This window comes from Halocatena halophila (genome assembly GCA_027563145.1).
GTDB classification, from domain to species: Archaea; Halobacteriota; Halobacteria; order Halobacteriales; family Haloarculaceae; genus Halocatena; species Halocatena halophila.
In genome coordinates this window covers 640,644-656,334 of record CP071307.1, presented here as the reverse complement: position 1 = coordinate 656,334, position 15,691 = coordinate 640,644, and the positions used below count along the sequence as shown (strand labels likewise).

The window sequence follows — 15,691 nt, the reverse complement described above, 5'->3', positions numbered from 1 at the left end:
TTTGATGTAAAAAGACGTGTACTGCCGTGACAACGTTCAAGCGAATGGCCACTACCTAGGATAGTGAAACGATAGCAAGACTCATACACATGACAATCACACCGACACACCAACGAAAGCGCGATGGCGGGTGGCGACGGCGAACCGTGTTACGAACGACTGCAGGGCTGGCAGGGCTTGCCGTATTCGGCCGTTCTAGTGCCGACACCGTCAGTCGTCGGGTACTCCTCAGCGGCAATGCGACGGACGGAACGGTGACGATCGCCGATGCAACCAGTTACGAGCCGTTGCTAACGATTGATGCGTATCCGGTCGGTACCAAAGAAGATCTCCTTCGGGACGCGATTGAGCACACGATTGGAGCGGTGATAAACGCATTCACCAGGGAAAACTATCTGGAACACGCCAATCTTTCACCCGATGGGAGGACGGTGTACATCGCCCGTGGACACGTGGGAGATGTGGTCGCAATCGATCTCGAAACCCAGGAAAAACGATGGGAGCGTTCGCTCACAGGCTTTCGAGCGGACCACCAGACGATCAGCCCTGACGGAACATACATTTACACGGCCGACATCCTTGCCGACCAGATCGACGTGATCGACGCAGAAACTGGTGCCATCATTGATGCAGCTTACGCGCCAAACCTGCCACACGGCGTGCAGTTCCGACGGCTCCCAGCCTTTGACAACCGCCCAATCCTGGTCAACGGCAGTCTGGGCAACATGATCTTCCCAGACACTACATTCGGTGATCCATTCGTTCACCGCCTGTCCTTTATCGACCCCACCACACTGCGTCCGCTCCAGACGGTCTCGCTGGATGAAGGTATCAGACCATTTTCTTTTTCTCCAGATGGGCGATACTGTTACTGCCAGGAGTCGTACTTCCACGGATTCCACGAGGTGGACATCGCGCGCGGTGAGATCATCCGAACGAAATCGTTGCCAAAAACCGAGCACGTCCCTGCTGATCCCGCAGAATACCCCATGCAGGCGGCCCACCACGGAATCGGCGTGTCCGGCGACGGCAAATATCTCTGTGTTGCGGCAACGACTGGCTGGTATGTGGCAATTCTCAACCGAGAGGACCTCAGCGTTGTCAAGCGAATTGATGTCGGAGCACACCCGTACTGGGTGGAAACGTCGGACGACGGTCGATTTGCATTCGTTCCCGTCAGAGGCGATAACGAAATTGTAGTGATCAACTATGCGAGTCAAGAGATCGTCAACCGAATTCCAACAGGGAGTGAGCCCCACGTTATCGAAACCGGGACCATACCTGACCGACTGCTCTAACAGCCAGCTTGGAGTACCATCACAAGCGCCAAGGTGCGCTCACACGTGTATCCAGTATGAGATTTGCCACGATCGTTCATAAACATTCGGACGGCTGGTTCCAGTCACTGGGGGCTACGTTCTCCGAACGCAACGATGTCACACCGATTGCGCTCCACTCGTCGCAGATTCTCACGGACGGAACGGCGGTGGTGCTTTACGAACTCGAGGGAGCTCCAGAAACAGTGCGATCAATTCTCGAGAAGTCACAGACGGCCACGGACTTTCGCGTAACACAGAAACGTGATAACATCATTGCCTACATTCATTTCGAACCGACACCGGTTGTCGCGGGAATGTTGAAATCACCAGCCACGTACGGACTGCTGGTCGATGGTCCGATCACGTTTCACGATGACGGGGGCGTCGAGCTTTCGCTCATCGGGCGAGAGGAAGACATCCAGCGAGCACTCGCAGAGACACCAGAACACGTTGCAACGACGATCAAGCGCGTCGGCCAGTACGCACCAGGACAGCTCGAAACCGTGGCAACTCTCAGCGAACGCCAGCGGGAAGTGTTGCGGATGGCACACAAACAGGGCTACTACGAACAGCCACGGCAGGCGACCTACGATGACATCGCCACACAGCTCGGGTGCACCAAAGCGAACGTCGGGGACATCCTCCGACGGATCGAAAACGCGCTCATCAACGAGATCGTTCAGGATAGGTTCGAACACCCGACTGTCGAGGACGAATCACGGAATCGTACTTAAATTGGTTTCTATGTGAAGGAAGCAGGATTTCCATTCGAATCACGAACGTGGAAGCATGTCACACGCAAGCATGGACGCGTTCGCACTCGATGCATTCATCGAATCAATCGACTGCACGACGGTTGCAGATGGCGTCCATCACTGTACGGCGTTCAGCGGTGTAACGGCCTTCGAAACCGAGGCCGGTCTCGTGCTCGTCGATACTGGGCTTCGTGCAGTGGCCGGCGAAATCGCACGCATGCTGCGCGAAAAGACCGATGCGCCGATCCACACGGCAATCTACACGCACGGCCACATGGACCATGCCTTCGGACTCGAGGCGTATCTCAAAGACGACCAGGAGCCACCGACAGTGATTGGACACGAGGCAATCGAAGATCGGTTCGACCGATACGAGCTGACAGCCGGGCACAACGATTCGATTAACAGCCGACAGTTTGGTGGGACGGCCGAGGATGATGGTCAGCAACCAGGATTTGGCTGGCCAGCGCAGCCACCAACAACGACCTACGAGGACGCTTTGACAGTCGAGGTGGGCGAACTCACGTTCGAACTCCAGCACGGCCGCGGCGAAACCGACGATCACACCTGGCTCTACTGTCCAGAACGGGATGTGGTCTGTTCGGGTGATTTCGTCATTACCGTTGCACCGAATGCTGGTAATCCCCAGAAGGTCCAGCGATATCCCACCGAATGGGCCGAGGAACTCCGCAAAATCTTGGCCGTAGAGCCAGGCACGCTCTGTCCGGGCCACGGTGAACCCATCGTCGACGATCCCGACGCGATCGCAACGCAGCTACGAACAGGCGCAGAGTATCTCGATACCATCGTCGACCGGACGATCGAACTGCTCAACGATGGCGCTCCGCCACACGTCGATATCGTTACTGAAATCGAGCTTCCAGAGCCAGACGAGCCCTGGCTCCAGGAGGTGTACGACACGGGAGAATTCATCGTTCGAAACGTGATTCGGCGCTACGGCGGCTGGTGGTCGGGGCGCCCAAGTGAGCTCAAGCCAGCACCACGAGGCGACCTTGCAGCCGAAATCGTCAGACTCGCAGGCGGAGTCGACAGGGTGCTCGATCGGGTTGAAACGCTCACAGCCGAGGATGAACTCCGGCGAGCCTGCCATCTCGCAGACTTCGCGCTCGAGGCTACCCCAAACAACGAGCAGGTTCGAACCGTCGTTGTGGATGTTTACGAGCGCCGTGCCGAGCGGGCAGACGATCTGATGTCGAAAAACATCTACGCGTCGGCCGGGGCGTATGCCAGTGAGGGACGGAGGTTTCGCTGACGATGGCAGCCAGCAGCCAACAGCTAGCGACCGGCAGCCTCTCGGTGGCCGGCGCGACCGCACTGCTCGTCGGCAACGTCATCGGAATCAGCATCTTCACCCTCCCTGGACCACTTGCTGGCAGTGCCGGTCCGAGCGTCATATTTGCCATTCTTCTGGCAATGGTTCCCCTGGGGTTTGGAATCGCGATGGATTATCAGCTCGGCAGTGCAATTCCGGTTGCAGGAGGCAACTACGTGTACGCTTCACGGATCGTCAGTCCATCGGCCGGGTTTCTCGTTCCGTGGATCATCGTACCCGGCGTGTGGGCCGGGTTGTTGTTCATTGGCGTGGGGTTTTCGAACTACGTTGGACTCTTTGTCGATGTTCCCACGCTGGCGTTGATCTACACGGTGTTGATACCATTTCTGGTGTTGAACATCGTCGGAATCAATCCGGTGGCGCGCGTCCAGATGGTGCTCGTGGCCATCCTCCTCGTGAGCATGGCAGTGTTCATCGTGCCGGGTGCGCTCGCAATCGATCCAGGGAACTACACGCCACTGTTTCCCCACGGCGTCGGCGAGTTCGGGCTTTCCGTGGTCTCGCTGTATTTCCCGTTGCGCGGCTTTTCGATGATCGTTGCGCTCGGAGAAGAGCTCGAAGATCCAACCACATCGATTCCGACGGTGCTCGGGTTTGCAGCCGCCATCACACTGACACTGTTCGCCACGATGGTAGCCGTCCTCGTTGGCGTGGTTCATCACTCGGAACTCGTTAGTGTGGAGGGTGCTATCGTCGAAGCCGGCCGGACGTTCCTGCCCGAACCACTGGCAGCGTTTCTCGCGATCGGTGCTGTCGTCGGCGGACTCACCTCGATCAGCACGACGTACACCGGCTTTTCACGGACACTCATGCGGGCCGCGCGCGACGAGGTGATTCCACGGTCGGTAGCCACCGTCCATCCACGGTTCGAGACGCCACACGTGTCGCTACTCGTGCTTGGCGTACCACCGCTCTTTCTCGCACCAGTAGTCCTGCGTGGACTCGAGAATCCGTCGGTGGTCCTTTCGGTGTTTCTTGCCGTAGCAGTGTTGTTTGCCATGAGTCTCAAGGCAGTTGCCCTCTGGAAGCTCCCTGCTGTCTTCGAAGAACGCTGGGAAAACGCAGATGTTACCTTCACTCCGAGGACGCTCAAACTGCTCGCGCTTGGAACGTTGGTAAGTGCAGTCGTGTTCATCCTGATCACGGCGAGTCAGACACCAGCGATCGTAGGAATGCTTATTTGTTATAGTGTAATTGGACTTGTATATTTCACCCTCGGAAAACGACAGCTCCGCCGGCGAGATGTGGATCTCGATGCTGTGATGAGTACGCTGGCCGAATATGAGTAACATATCACGGTTTCAATGCGCGGGACCCGAACGGAACTAGCCATCCGAGTGTGGCACAGAATAGATCGAAAGACTGTATAATGAACAATGAAACCAAACGCCATGGATAAAGAGATAACACGGCGGCGAGTGCTGGGGAGCCTGGCCGCAATCGGTGCAGTCGGAATGGGGGCCGGTGGTGGTGATCTGCTCGATCGGTTCGCTGCAGGCAGCGGATCGCTGTGGGACACGCGCGATCGATCGCTTCCCGATTCGGTCTCGAGCCCGTACGGACAGGCCACAATCAGCTACGACGACAGCGGTGTCCCGCACATCGAAGCCGATTCTGAGGCTGCGTTGTTTTTCGCCACGGGATACGCACAGGGGGCCGACCGGCTGTTCATGATGGATCTGGTCCGTCGTCAGATGAGTGGTCGGCTTGCAGCGGTGATTGGCGAGCAGGTCGTTGCTCAGGACCGGTTCCACACGAAGCTGAACTTCGAGGCTGCAGCTGAGGCGACCTGGGAGCGGATGAAAGGGACGGAGTCGGCCACGCTGATGGAGGCGTTTGCCGAGGGCGTCAATAGACATCTCGATCGGCCGCTTCCTCCGGAGTTCGATTTGCTCGGCTATGAACCCGAGCCATGGAACCCCGTGGCGACGATGCTGGCAGAAAAACAGACGGCCTGGTCGTTTACTGGGAGTTTCCGGACGCTTCGCAAGGCAACAATCGCAGCTGAGATGGGCGAGGACGTGGCAAATGAGCTCTACCCCCCATCGCTACGACCACGATGCCACCATTCTGGATGACAACGAGTCAGAGAATGCTAACGGAACAACAGATCGCATACGGCCCACTGCAGTCACGCCGGGACTGACCGAGTGGCTATCATCGTTCGAATCACCCCAGGGTATCGGATCGAACTCGTGGGTCATCGGAAAACAGCACACACGATCGGGCGCACCGATGATGGCAAACGACCCCCATGTTCCGTTGTTGGCACCGCCGGTGTGGTACGAGATGCATCTGAAGGGGCCAAAAACCCACGTTCGGGGGGTCACCCTCTCTGGCATTCCGTTTCCGATCGTTGGGGAAACGGAGCATTGTGCCTGGGGTGTGACTGTCGCATACACCGACGGAATCGACTTCTACAGCTACGAAACGAACGACGGAAAATACAGATACGGTGATGAGTACCGATCGTTCGACACCGAGACGAAAACGGTGCCAGTCGCAGACGGTGACGATCAGGAAGTGACTGTAAAACGGACGGTACACGGCCCGGTGGTTGACCACGAGTCCGACGGCGACGAGTTACAGGAGCCGATCGCGGTTGCCTGGACAGGGCTGACAGCAACCCGAACCGGGGAGGGCCTGCTGAATTTACTCCGCAGCGAGAGTCTCACGGAGGCTCGCGAGGGGCTCTCGATGTTCGATCTGCCGTCGTTGAACTTCGTGTACGCAAATCGTGACGGTGAGACCCTGTATCAGGTGGTTGGTAAAGTGCCGATCAGAAAGACGGATGGCGAACCAGTCGCGGCGAATCGCGTCTTCAACGGCTCGGATAAAGCGGGTGAGTGGCCCGGGTTCAAGCCGTATGGAACCTCGACGTGGGATGAAAACGGGGGTGTCATCCCGTTTGAGGAGATGCCCCACGAGATCAATCCCGAGTATCTTGGCACCGCCAACCAACGCATCGTTGAGGACGAATCGTTCCCCCACTATCTGTCCGCATCGTATGCGACACCGTTTCGAGGAATTCGTCTCAACGAGCGTCTCGACGAGCGCGTCACATCCGGCGAGCCGATCGATCGGGAGTTCATGAAATCGCTCCAGCGAGACACCCACGACGAACGGGCGGCCATATTCGTCCCGAAGATGCTCGCGGCAAGCAACGAAATCGATGGAAAGGCGGCTGAACTGCTCGAAGCGCTGTCGGACTGGGACTACCACATGGATCGAGATTCCAGAGCGGCGTTGATCTTCTCGCGGTTCATTCCACACTATCGCGACGTGGTGTTCAAACCCCGGCTTGAGGAGGCGCTCGACGATCGGCGCGATCCTGAGGAGTACTACGGCGATCAGTGGGTGACGGTGACACTCAATCCTGACTCGGACTGGTTCCCGGAGGGCAGGCCAGTGGCTATTCAAAAAGCACTCGAGCGAACGGCCGCGGAACTCGAAGAGGAGGGCTGGGAAACGTACGGCGATTTCAACACAGCGGATTTCAAACACAAACTGGAGCAGGACTGGCTGGCGTATCCACCCATACCAACCGACGGCGCGGAAGGATCGCTCAACAACTTCCGTCGCGATACTGCCATAGGAAGCAGCTGGCGACAGATCTGTCCGATGGACAAATCCGACGGGCCATCGGAGGGGACCTTCCCAGGTGGCAACAACGGCAATCCGATGTCTGATCACTACCACGATCAACTCAAACGCTGGGCCGACGTGGAGTACACGGACATTGGACTCAAGATGCCCGATGAAACGACGGTGACGTTCACGGAGGACGAACAATGAGCGTCCCCAATACTCTGGAGGAGCTGCGATCGACGACGCGACAGCGCTGGCTCGCAACCGCGGTGGCGGTCGTGGTCGGTATTGGTCTCGGGTGGATACACTGGTTCGGCGTGTTCGTCGGGGCAGCACTCGTTGCGCTGGTCCAACGAACCGTCGGTCGCGGAATCGCTGCAGGAATTGGCTTTGGCGTGCTCTTTGTTGGTGTATTTCTCGTCTCGCTCGCGATGACAGGCGATCTCGATACCTTCCGTGCGATGTCGAAGATAGCGGTCGTTGCCGTCGGTGGGGTGATCCTCGCAGCGGTGTTCGGGTCGTTCGTGCGCGCCGTTCGGTGAATGCCATCGTACGGCTTATTATCTGAGTATGATACGTGCCGAATAATTCTATGCAAATTAATTTATATTTGTGGATCATTATCCATTCAATAGTATAGAGAAAGTGCAATCCCTGCGATGTATGGCTCTTCTCTGAGCAGATCAAGAACACCATTAAATAACTTATTAAATATATGAATATCATCTATTCCTATATGATATATTAGAGAAAATGAAAAGGTATCGTTTCGACACCATTATTTCCTGAGGGTCCGTAGTTCATCTACCAGACGATCAATCCGAGACGACAACCGGCGACGACGGATCCTTGAACGAAAGCCGATGGGTGGGCTCCCATCCGAGCAACTGTGCAGCCTTCGCCGTCGAAACGAGCGCACTGTGGCCACTGAACGATCGTTCAACAGTGGTGTTGGGATAGCACGCTTCAACGAGCGCCGGGGTCTCAACAGCAACGGACGTAGTGTCTGCAACGCCCCAGAACCGTTCGTGATCGTCGAACGGTGCACCAATAGCTGCCAGTGCGAGCCGGGCGGCGTCAGTTCGCTCTATATACGCGAAGAGATCGTCGCGGCCAAACAGCGCGTCGTCGTCAGTAACCGCATCGAGCGACCGATCGACGCCATCGAACGTCTCAAGGAGTTCATCTCGACCCGCGACCCACGGTAACCGTAGCGAGGCGATCGACGTCTCAGAATCTGCGCGCCGGCCGAACGCATCCGCAGTGACTTCGATCGCGTGTTTGGCCGTCCCGTACGGATCACGTGGCGTCACGGGATGAGTCTCATCAACCGGTAGTGTGGCAACCTCCATCGGTTCGTTCTGGAACGTTCCCCCCATCACGTTGACGCTAGAGGGAAGCACCACCGATTCGAGCGCGAGCTCGATGGCCGCCGATAACACGTTGTACGACCCCATTACGTTGCTCTCATACGTTTCGTGTGAGACGTTCGAGAGCGGGTTCGGAATCGACGCCATGTGCACGACTGCATCGGCGTTCGTTTCGGCGAGCGCTGCATACACACTGCCGGGATCAAGCACGTCAGACTGCACGTACCGATCGGCTCTATCGATCACACCGTCGGTGACTCGGGTCTTTTGCTTGCCCCGGTTGAGATTCACTGTCCGATAGCCAGCGTCGTTACAGGCGTCGATGATGGCACTTCCGATCTTGCCGTTCCCGCCAGTAACCGCCACGGTTTGAATTGACATACACACCCTATTGTGAGTCCACACATCAACGTTCCCGTCCGTTGTACCCAATCCGCAACTGTCACGTGACGATTACTCGCTCACCGTCACGTTCAATTCACCGACAGCGGCCCAGGGGCCACCGTTTTTGGCGCTTTCTGCAACTAGTTTGACGTAGCTGCCCGTCGTTGAGCCCCACTCGATAAGCTGTTTATCGCGACTATCGTCGAAGCTCCCGCTTGCAACGGGCTCGCCCCAGGACTGCCCATCAGTGCTCACATACACCGCATACTCGTCGATCAGACCGTTGGTCGTTCCCGTCGGGCGTGGATGATACACCAGACCGTCGACCTGGTGGCTTCCACCGAGATCGAGCGCGATGTGGTGTGGATACGGATCGTCCGGCTCAACCTGCGACCAGGCGGTGTGCCAGAGCGTTCCGCTGTCGCCGTCGATGGCGTTCGACGCCGACCCGTTCGTCGCGTCATCGGCACTGTCATAGTCGTGAATCGACAGCCGCCACTGCGGAATCATATCCGCGCGAGCAATTGTGAGCTCCGTCGTCGTTGCTAGGTCGCCGCGCTCACCGTCGAGTTCGTAGGTGGCAACCCCAGTGACCGACTGCGTGCTGTCAGCGTGGTCCGCCACTGGCATAACAGTCCACGTCGTCAAGACCGACTCGCCGGCACCAACCGTTCCGAGCGTTGGGCCATCAGTCGCCGTCGCCGACCAGCCCTCAGGGGTCTCGAGAGCGACTGCAACGTTTGTAAGCGGCTCGGACTCCCTGTTGGTGAACGTTGTGGTGAGCTGACTGTCGTGTTTGGGCCACAGTGGCGTGTTCTCGGAAGCGACCTCGAGACCAGTACACGCAGGAGCCGGATCATCGACCGGACCGAGATCATCGACGTAGAAGTCATCGATCACGAGCATTCCATGGCCACTATCAACCGATTCAAAGCCAACGAAGAAGCCACCACATACTCCTGTCTCGAACTCCATTTCGAACGATTGGGTTTCATAATCGGGATACGGACGTTGGCTGACTGACCGCTCAGCTGAGACGGACAATGTCTGTGACACAACCGTTGTATAATCGTTTCCGGCGAGTACTCGATAGCCATCGCTGGCAGCTTTATACTCGAACCCCACACGGTAGCGACGGTTGGCATCGAACGCCAACAGTCCGGGTGACGTTCTGGCCTCGAGACCATCGCGCTTATCTGCAATCTTAAACGACCAGTCGCCGTTGATCGTGTCGTTGGTCCACGGCCGATTCGTCTCGGAGAGGTGCATTCGTTTGTCGCTGGTCCCTCCCGCTGGTCCAGCGATAAACGGCGCGTAGCCCTCATCAACGTGCTCGAAGTCCTGGAAATAATCGTGATTGCTCGAGGGGGACCGTTCGGTTGGAACGATCCGTACATCATCGTACTGGACGCGAACTGACCCAGCACTCGTCTGGAGAGAGACTGTCGGCTGTGTGCGCTCTGTAACGTCAAACAGGACACGCAGGCGCTGGAACCGACGGTCAGCCTTCTGGTTGGCCTGCACGTAGTTCACCGGCAGTGGATCGGTTACGGTCCGATCGGTAGCTTGCACGCCATCGCCGTCGACTCGAAGCGTTGCTGGCCGACTCCCAGCGCCATCTTCTCCACCGATCTGCACCCAGACCGACGCGGCGTACGTTCCCGGATCGAGCGAAGCGAGCCGCTGAGAAACGGTGACAGAGTCCCCAGATTCGACCACCAGTTCGTACTGTCCGCGGTCGTTTTGTTGGACTGCAGCGATAGCGTCCGCACCCGACACCGACCACGATTCCAGCGAGCCACTCGCAAAGTTTGGATCCGAGAGCGGCGTGCTTTCGCCCCATTGGGGATCATCGAGCGTTGGTGGCAAACATCACTTGTCTGGATTTCCACCTTTCCGTGAGCAGTAAACGACATACGGCGTCCCCGCCTCGGCATCAATCGTGACCGAACCGTTCGATGGTTGTAGAGTAGTCTCATGGACTCGACCGGTGTCCGTAAGTTTATAGCACTCAAGCCATCGTTTGTTCCGCCACGGTGGCGCTGGCAGTTCCCAGGTCGTTTCGCCTCCGTCCGGATTCCAGTGATAGAGCCGTTGGTTCTGGCCATCGTTCGCAGACCACTGCAGCAGATACGCACCGTCGTCGTAAACGGTCCGATCGTTCCGGGTGATCGTTCGCCGACCGCTGGCGTTCGAAAGCTCGACATCGTCGGTAAACGTCACCGTGTCGTCCGTCCAGCGGACGATTTCGTGGTGTTTTAAGAACTTGATCGGGAGATTCCGATCGAAGACGGTCTCGACAAACTGGGTAAAGTCGTGTTCTCCGGACCAGCCTTGCCAGCCGACCATCTCCGGCACCGGGAGCAACTCCGTGCCGACGAACACGTCTTTCTGGTGAAAACGAATAAACCGGATTATTGTGCTGTTAATTCCACGGCTGGAGTCCGGCCCGTAGTCGATATCGGTCGCCCAGTGTGACCAGACAGAAAATCGCTCCCAGGTTTGTGGGAACTCGGTGGTGGTATCCCACCCAAGATCGTGCATCAAGGTCGCCGTCTTGTAGGCGTTCCACCCGTTTGCGTAGTACACATCCAGATAGATGAACGAAAGATTCTCCTCTGGCACTTCAGAGCGCAACTGTTCGAGCCGGCGCTGAAGTCGGCCCGACGTGAGATCGTAGTGGTGGTCGTTGTAGTAGCTCTGATCGAGCCAGCGCCAGCCTTCGCTGTCGAAATCAACGAGATCGCCGTCGAACCCAGTGGCTTCTGGATAGGACTCAGTGGCATTGAGATGCACGCCAAACTCAGCGTTGAACGCCTCACCACGCTGAATGAGCGTTCGCAGATCCTCACGGCCCCCGGCACGGCGGTTGTAGTTTCCACCGTAATCTGGATGAGCAGAATCGTGGCCCTCAGACTGATAGCCCTTCAGCTCGATGAACTGACCGAGGCCGTCGGTCACCAGATACGCACGTTTCACACCGTCGAGCGCAGCCAGAAACGGCGTCGTCGCTGTCGAACCGAAGTTGTGGGTGATGTACTGTGCGACGCGTTTTTTCGTCTCCTCGACGCCGGGTGGGTTGTACATGATCTCCCGAAACGCGATCGCGCCATCCTGCCAGTTCACGGTCCCATCGCCGTTTTTATCGCCCGCTATGGCTACCTTCGCCCACGGCAGCTCGACGATGTCGTCGGTATCTGACTCTCGATACCGCCAGGGCTGAGACCAGATGCCAGTTCGTTTGTATGATCCACTATCGACGGTCTGTACCGCCAGCCGGTCGGGGTCCTGGCCTTCGTCGTTCTGGAGCGGCCCGAATGCGTTTGTCTCTACGCCTGCGGCGACTGTGTCGGTCGAAACGAACGCGTACGGCGAGCCATCCGGTGAGGATTGAACGGAGCCATCCGCCACGGACACGACGTAATCCCCATTTTTCGAGCCATCCACGCTGAAATCCGTGGCAGCCAGCGTCGCATCCGGTTGTGAATCACGAACAGAAACCAGGTTGTGCTCGGGGATTTCGAGCGTGTGGACCATTCTCGAGCCCCCCTCCTGGATGTCAGTGACGGTGAACGCAACGATCGATCCCGACACACGAATCGAGCAATCGATCGTCACCGCAATCGAAGGAACGGCGAGTCGGTACTCGATTGCACCGTCCCGGACGGTTGAGCTGACTGACGGCGTATACTCGGTGCCGTCGATCAGTAGAGTCGAAAGAGATGCACTGGTGCCATACAACAGGCCACCCGTTGGAGTGTGTGCGTACTCGATGATCCGTGGGAAATCGGTTGCTACCGTCACCGACAGATCTGATGACTCGATCGTCGCCGTTGACGGGGTGGCTGCGTTCGCTGACTGGGCACCAAACGCGGAGCTTGCGAACCCCAGTCCCACTACTTTCAGGAAATTTCGTCTGTTTGCTGTCATTATCGAGGGTTGACCGTGAGTTACCAGAGGCTGGAAGAGTCACCAACATCCCCGTGACCCACCAGCAGTTCTCTCACGTGACACCACCATATTGGAACAATATGTTTTATAACTTGTGGTGAATTGAAATGGGAGGATAACCAACTGAATAGCACCGAAATTGAGACAGATCCCGATCAAGTCACCGATTTTCCTCGTGGACATCGGCCAGGAGCGAACTGAATTCATCAATTATTCGCTCGAACATTATTTTTCCCTTTTTCTCGTTCGCCAACTCTGGTGCACCGATCGCACCAGAACGAGAATACTCCTCAAAGCCCCGATAGACGCTTAGTACTCCGCCATCATGGAGATCCTGTCCGGCCTCCTCGTACGGTTCGTCCATCATAGTGCCCTCGGGATTGTCTCCGACCAACTCGGGATACAGATGCATCATCAACGAGGTTTCGAACTCACCTCCGTGTGCCATCCCGCCTATCTCGCTTTCTCTCACGTCGCCAATTGCGTCTTTTACGAGGGTGAAGTAGGTCGTGCCAAGTATCTGTGTGTCGGGGTTCGAGACGCCTACAGTGCTGACGAGACTGTCAATCACCGGCATGTTTCCACCATGACCGTTGAGCAAGACGAGTGCGTCGAAGCCGTTCTCGAGTGCACTCGCACAAACGTCCTCAAGGAGGCACATCATGTGTGAGTGTTCGAGCGTGATCGTTCCACCGAACGACATGTGATGTGGAGAAAACCCCGTCCAGATCGGTGGTGTTACGAGAAGCGGTATCGAGTCAGAAAGTCGCTCTGCTCCAGCAGCCCCAACAGCATCAACGAGGAGTGTGTCGGTTCCGACCGGAAGATGGGTGCCGTGTTGTTCGATGCTCCCAATCGGAACCACGAGGATGGAACCGGAGCGTTCACCACAGTCACGAATTGCGGAATACGATAGCTGCTCCCACGCAACGGCTGGAGTAGTCGATCCATTACTCATCACGGTCCATTCTTCGATCCCACGTATAAAAAACCATCCCCGCTGGTGAATGATGAATCCACGCTGAACGTCGTTCGACGCTCGCAAAACGACACACGACTGTGGAACGGTCCGTGGACGCCGACTTCGCGACCGTACAGCCAGGTCACATCCATAGCATGGTTTGACAATGACATACGAACCGCGATAATGTGGATTGGCGCTAGCAAATGGAGCCCTGTGGTGGTCAGCTACAATTATTTCAGGTAACTCATTACGAGTGTACGTTCGTAACAGGAACACAGGCGATGACGACGACTCGTGAGGGTCAAAAATGACGGGATCACACGCCACCGATCTGTGGTGTCGAGCCGTTCGGGTGTGCAGAACGCGATCGCTCAACGGGGGCTACAGACCAACAGGAATGGCTATCGGACGCCTTGTGGGGTAGTTCTGATCCGTTATTGTTCGTCGTAGGAAAACTCAGTCCAGGGACCCTCCTGAAACGGATACTCCTCAATCACGTCCAGATCGACAGTGACGCCGAGTCCCGGTCCATCAGGAACCCGAAACGTACCGTCATCGATCGAGAGCGTCTCTTCGATGATGTCGAACGCCAAATCGAACGGATACATTCCGGCCGCGGTGTCTAAGCCGGCGTCGAACACCGCTGGATCGCCATCGAAGACTGGATACTCCAGCAACTGCGACCCAGGCGTCCCGGCAACCAGATGTGCGTTCGCAACGAGACCGAGCCAGGTACCGAAATTGTGCGGAACGAACGCAATTCCGGCAGTTCGACAGGCTTCGATCGCCTGAAGACAGCCCAGATAGCCGTGGTGGCGAACGTCGCCCTGACAGTACTCGATAGCGCCAGTTCGAACGAGCTCGCACAGGCCCGACGGTGCGGGCTCGCTCTCACCGCCTGCCAGTGGCACACCGGTCGAGGCGAGTGACCGATAGCCATCGTAATCGTCGGGAGCGACGGGTTCTTCGACCCAGAGAGCCCCGCGTTCGGCCGCATACTCTGTGAGTTCCCGGATGGTCTCGCGATCGTACCCGGATTCGATCTTCCACCAGGTGTGGCCATCGAGCTGGATCGCCATCTCCTCGACTGTCTCGGCAAGCAGATCGATCGTCCGCCGATCATCGTCCGGTCCGATCCCCGGCCGGTATTTATACCCAGCAAAGCCGACCGACTCAAGCTGTGCTGCCTGCCGGGCGTACCCCTCAGGTTCCATATACATGCCGGCGCTGGCGTAGAGCTCCATCGATCGGGTCGATGAACAGCTGCTTCGGTCGGCGAGCAACGAATGGATTGGCGCACCGAGCTCGCGACCACGACAGTCGAACAGCGCAACCTCCAGGGCGGCCACCGCTTCGTGGTGGAGATGATCCGGAAGCGACGCCTCGGTGAGCAATCCGGGCAGCGATTCGATCGAGGAGACGGTCTTTCCTTCGAGGACATCGGCCACCGGCCCGTTGAGCAGTGTGGCGAACGTCGCTTGCGAAGCGTCGTCGAAAAACTCGCGCATCGCCGAACTGCTCGCTCCAGCCGTTGCGACCCCTCGTTCGCCGTCGGCTGTCTCGATGACTACCAGCACGACATCGCGCTTGTGGAGTCGACGCGTCCCACCGTGGAAATATCGCTCCTGGACCGGTTCGATCGGAGAGGACAGTGCGTATCCCTCAACAGACACAATTTTCATGTGTGTTTACTACAGTCAAACATCACTTAACTGTATTGTCTGGACACACGATCAAGGCCACATTCATGATAATCCACTGACAATCAACTACAACTATCGATGCACACATTCCACCGGTCAAATTCGATTGTTGTCGTGAATTGACGCCAGAAATCGTACATTTACGTGTTTGTATTGACTAACCACATATTAAAATAGAAGATCTAGCGAAGAATTTCACGTATTAGTTCGTGAATTTCAATGATAGCAATTAATACTCGACCAACTATACTGAAATACAGTCATAATGTGTTCAAACACGTGGGATGAACTGGGGGCAGTAGC

The 15,691-nt window shown here is 57.0% G+C and carries 12 protein-coding genes; 7 read left to right on the top strand and 5 right to left on the bottom strand.

What is annotated here, in order from left to right; all coding sequences use genetic code 11:
• Positions 1-89 precede the first annotated feature (89 nt).
• The 7 genes from JXQ78_RS17010 to JXQ78_RS16980 all read left to right on the top strand — a co-directional run bounded on the left by JXQ78_RS17010 (position 90) and on the right by JXQ78_RS16980 (position 7,558).
• Positions 90-1,298, top strand: a complete 1,209-nt coding sequence (locus JXQ78_RS17010) for a YncE family protein (protein WP_330633034.1) — start codon at positions 90-92, stop codon at positions 1,296-1,298.
• Positions 1,299-1,354: 56 nt separating this feature from the next.
• Entirely contained in the window at positions 1,355-2,053 is a 699-nt protein-coding gene (locus tag JXQ78_RS17005) for a helix-turn-helix domain-containing protein (RefSeq protein WP_330633033.1), read from the top strand.
• A 55-nt stretch (positions 2,054-2,108) separates the two neighbouring features.
• Entirely contained in the window at positions 2,109-3,347 is a 1,239-nt protein-coding gene (locus JXQ78_RS17000; protein ID WP_330633032.1) for an alkyl sulfatase dimerization domain-containing protein, read from the top strand.
• Between the two features lie 2 nt (positions 3,348-3,349).
• The gene (locus tag JXQ78_RS16995; protein ID WP_330633031.1) at positions 3,350-4,717 is read left to right on the top strand and encodes an APC family permease; all 1,368 of its coding nucleotides are present in this window, start codon (positions 3,350-3,352) and stop codon (positions 4,715-4,717) included.
• A gap of 102 nt (positions 4,718-4,819) precedes the next feature.
• Positions 4,820-5,506: a penicillin acylase family protein gene (locus tag JXQ78_RS16990; RefSeq protein WP_330633030.1), complete on the top strand. Its 687-nt coding sequence runs from the start codon at positions 4,820-4,822 to the stop codon at positions 5,504-5,506.
• Positions 5,457-7,223, top strand: coding sequence for a penicillin acylase family protein (locus JXQ78_RS16985; protein ID WP_330633029.1), 1,767 nt, complete (start codon positions 5,457-5,459; stop codon positions 7,221-7,223). The genes JXQ78_RS16990 and JXQ78_RS16985 overlap by 50 nt, the downstream gene beginning before the upstream one ends.
• The gene (locus tag JXQ78_RS16980; protein WP_330633028.1) at positions 7,220-7,558 is read left to right on the top strand and encodes a hypothetical protein; all 339 of its coding nucleotides are present in this window, start codon (positions 7,220-7,222) and stop codon (positions 7,556-7,558) included. The genes JXQ78_RS16985 and JXQ78_RS16980 overlap by 4 nt, the downstream gene beginning before the upstream one ends.
• A 273-nt stretch (positions 7,559-7,831) precedes the next feature.
• Here the strand turns inward: JXQ78_RS16980 and JXQ78_RS16975 are convergent, their stop codons facing one another.
• The 5 genes from JXQ78_RS16975 to JXQ78_RS16955 all read right to left on the bottom strand — a co-directional run bounded on the left by JXQ78_RS16975 (position 7,832) and on the right by JXQ78_RS16955 (position 15,367).
• Entirely contained in the window at positions 7,832-8,767 is a 936-nt protein-coding gene (locus JXQ78_RS16975; protein WP_330633027.1) for an NAD-dependent epimerase/dehydratase family protein, read from the bottom strand.
• Positions 8,768-8,839: 72 nt separating this feature from the next.
• Positions 8,840-10,639 (bottom strand): discoidin domain-containing protein, encoded by a 1,800-nt coding sequence (locus tag JXQ78_RS16970; protein WP_330633026.1) that lies wholly within the window; start codon positions 10,637-10,639, stop codon positions 8,840-8,842.
• 3 nt (positions 10,640-10,642) lie between these two features.
• Positions 10,643-12,700, bottom strand: a complete 2,058-nt coding sequence (locus tag JXQ78_RS16965; RefSeq protein WP_330633025.1) for an endo-alpha-N-acetylgalactosaminidase family protein — start codon at positions 12,698-12,700, stop codon at positions 10,643-10,645.
• A gap of 181 nt (positions 12,701-12,881) precedes the next feature.
• A complete protein-coding gene (locus tag JXQ78_RS16960; protein ID WP_330633024.1) occupies positions 12,882-13,679 on the bottom strand; it encodes a creatininase family protein in 798 nt (265 codons plus the stop codon).
• A gap of 440 nt (positions 13,680-14,119) precedes the next feature.
• Positions 14,120-15,367 carry a mandelate racemase/muconate lactonizing enzyme family protein gene (locus tag JXQ78_RS16955; RefSeq protein ID WP_330633023.1) on the bottom strand — a complete coding sequence of 416 codons (1,248 nt, stop codon included), beginning with the start codon at positions 15,365-15,367 and terminating at the stop codon, positions 14,120-14,122.
• Positions 15,368-15,691 lie beyond the last annotated feature (324 nt).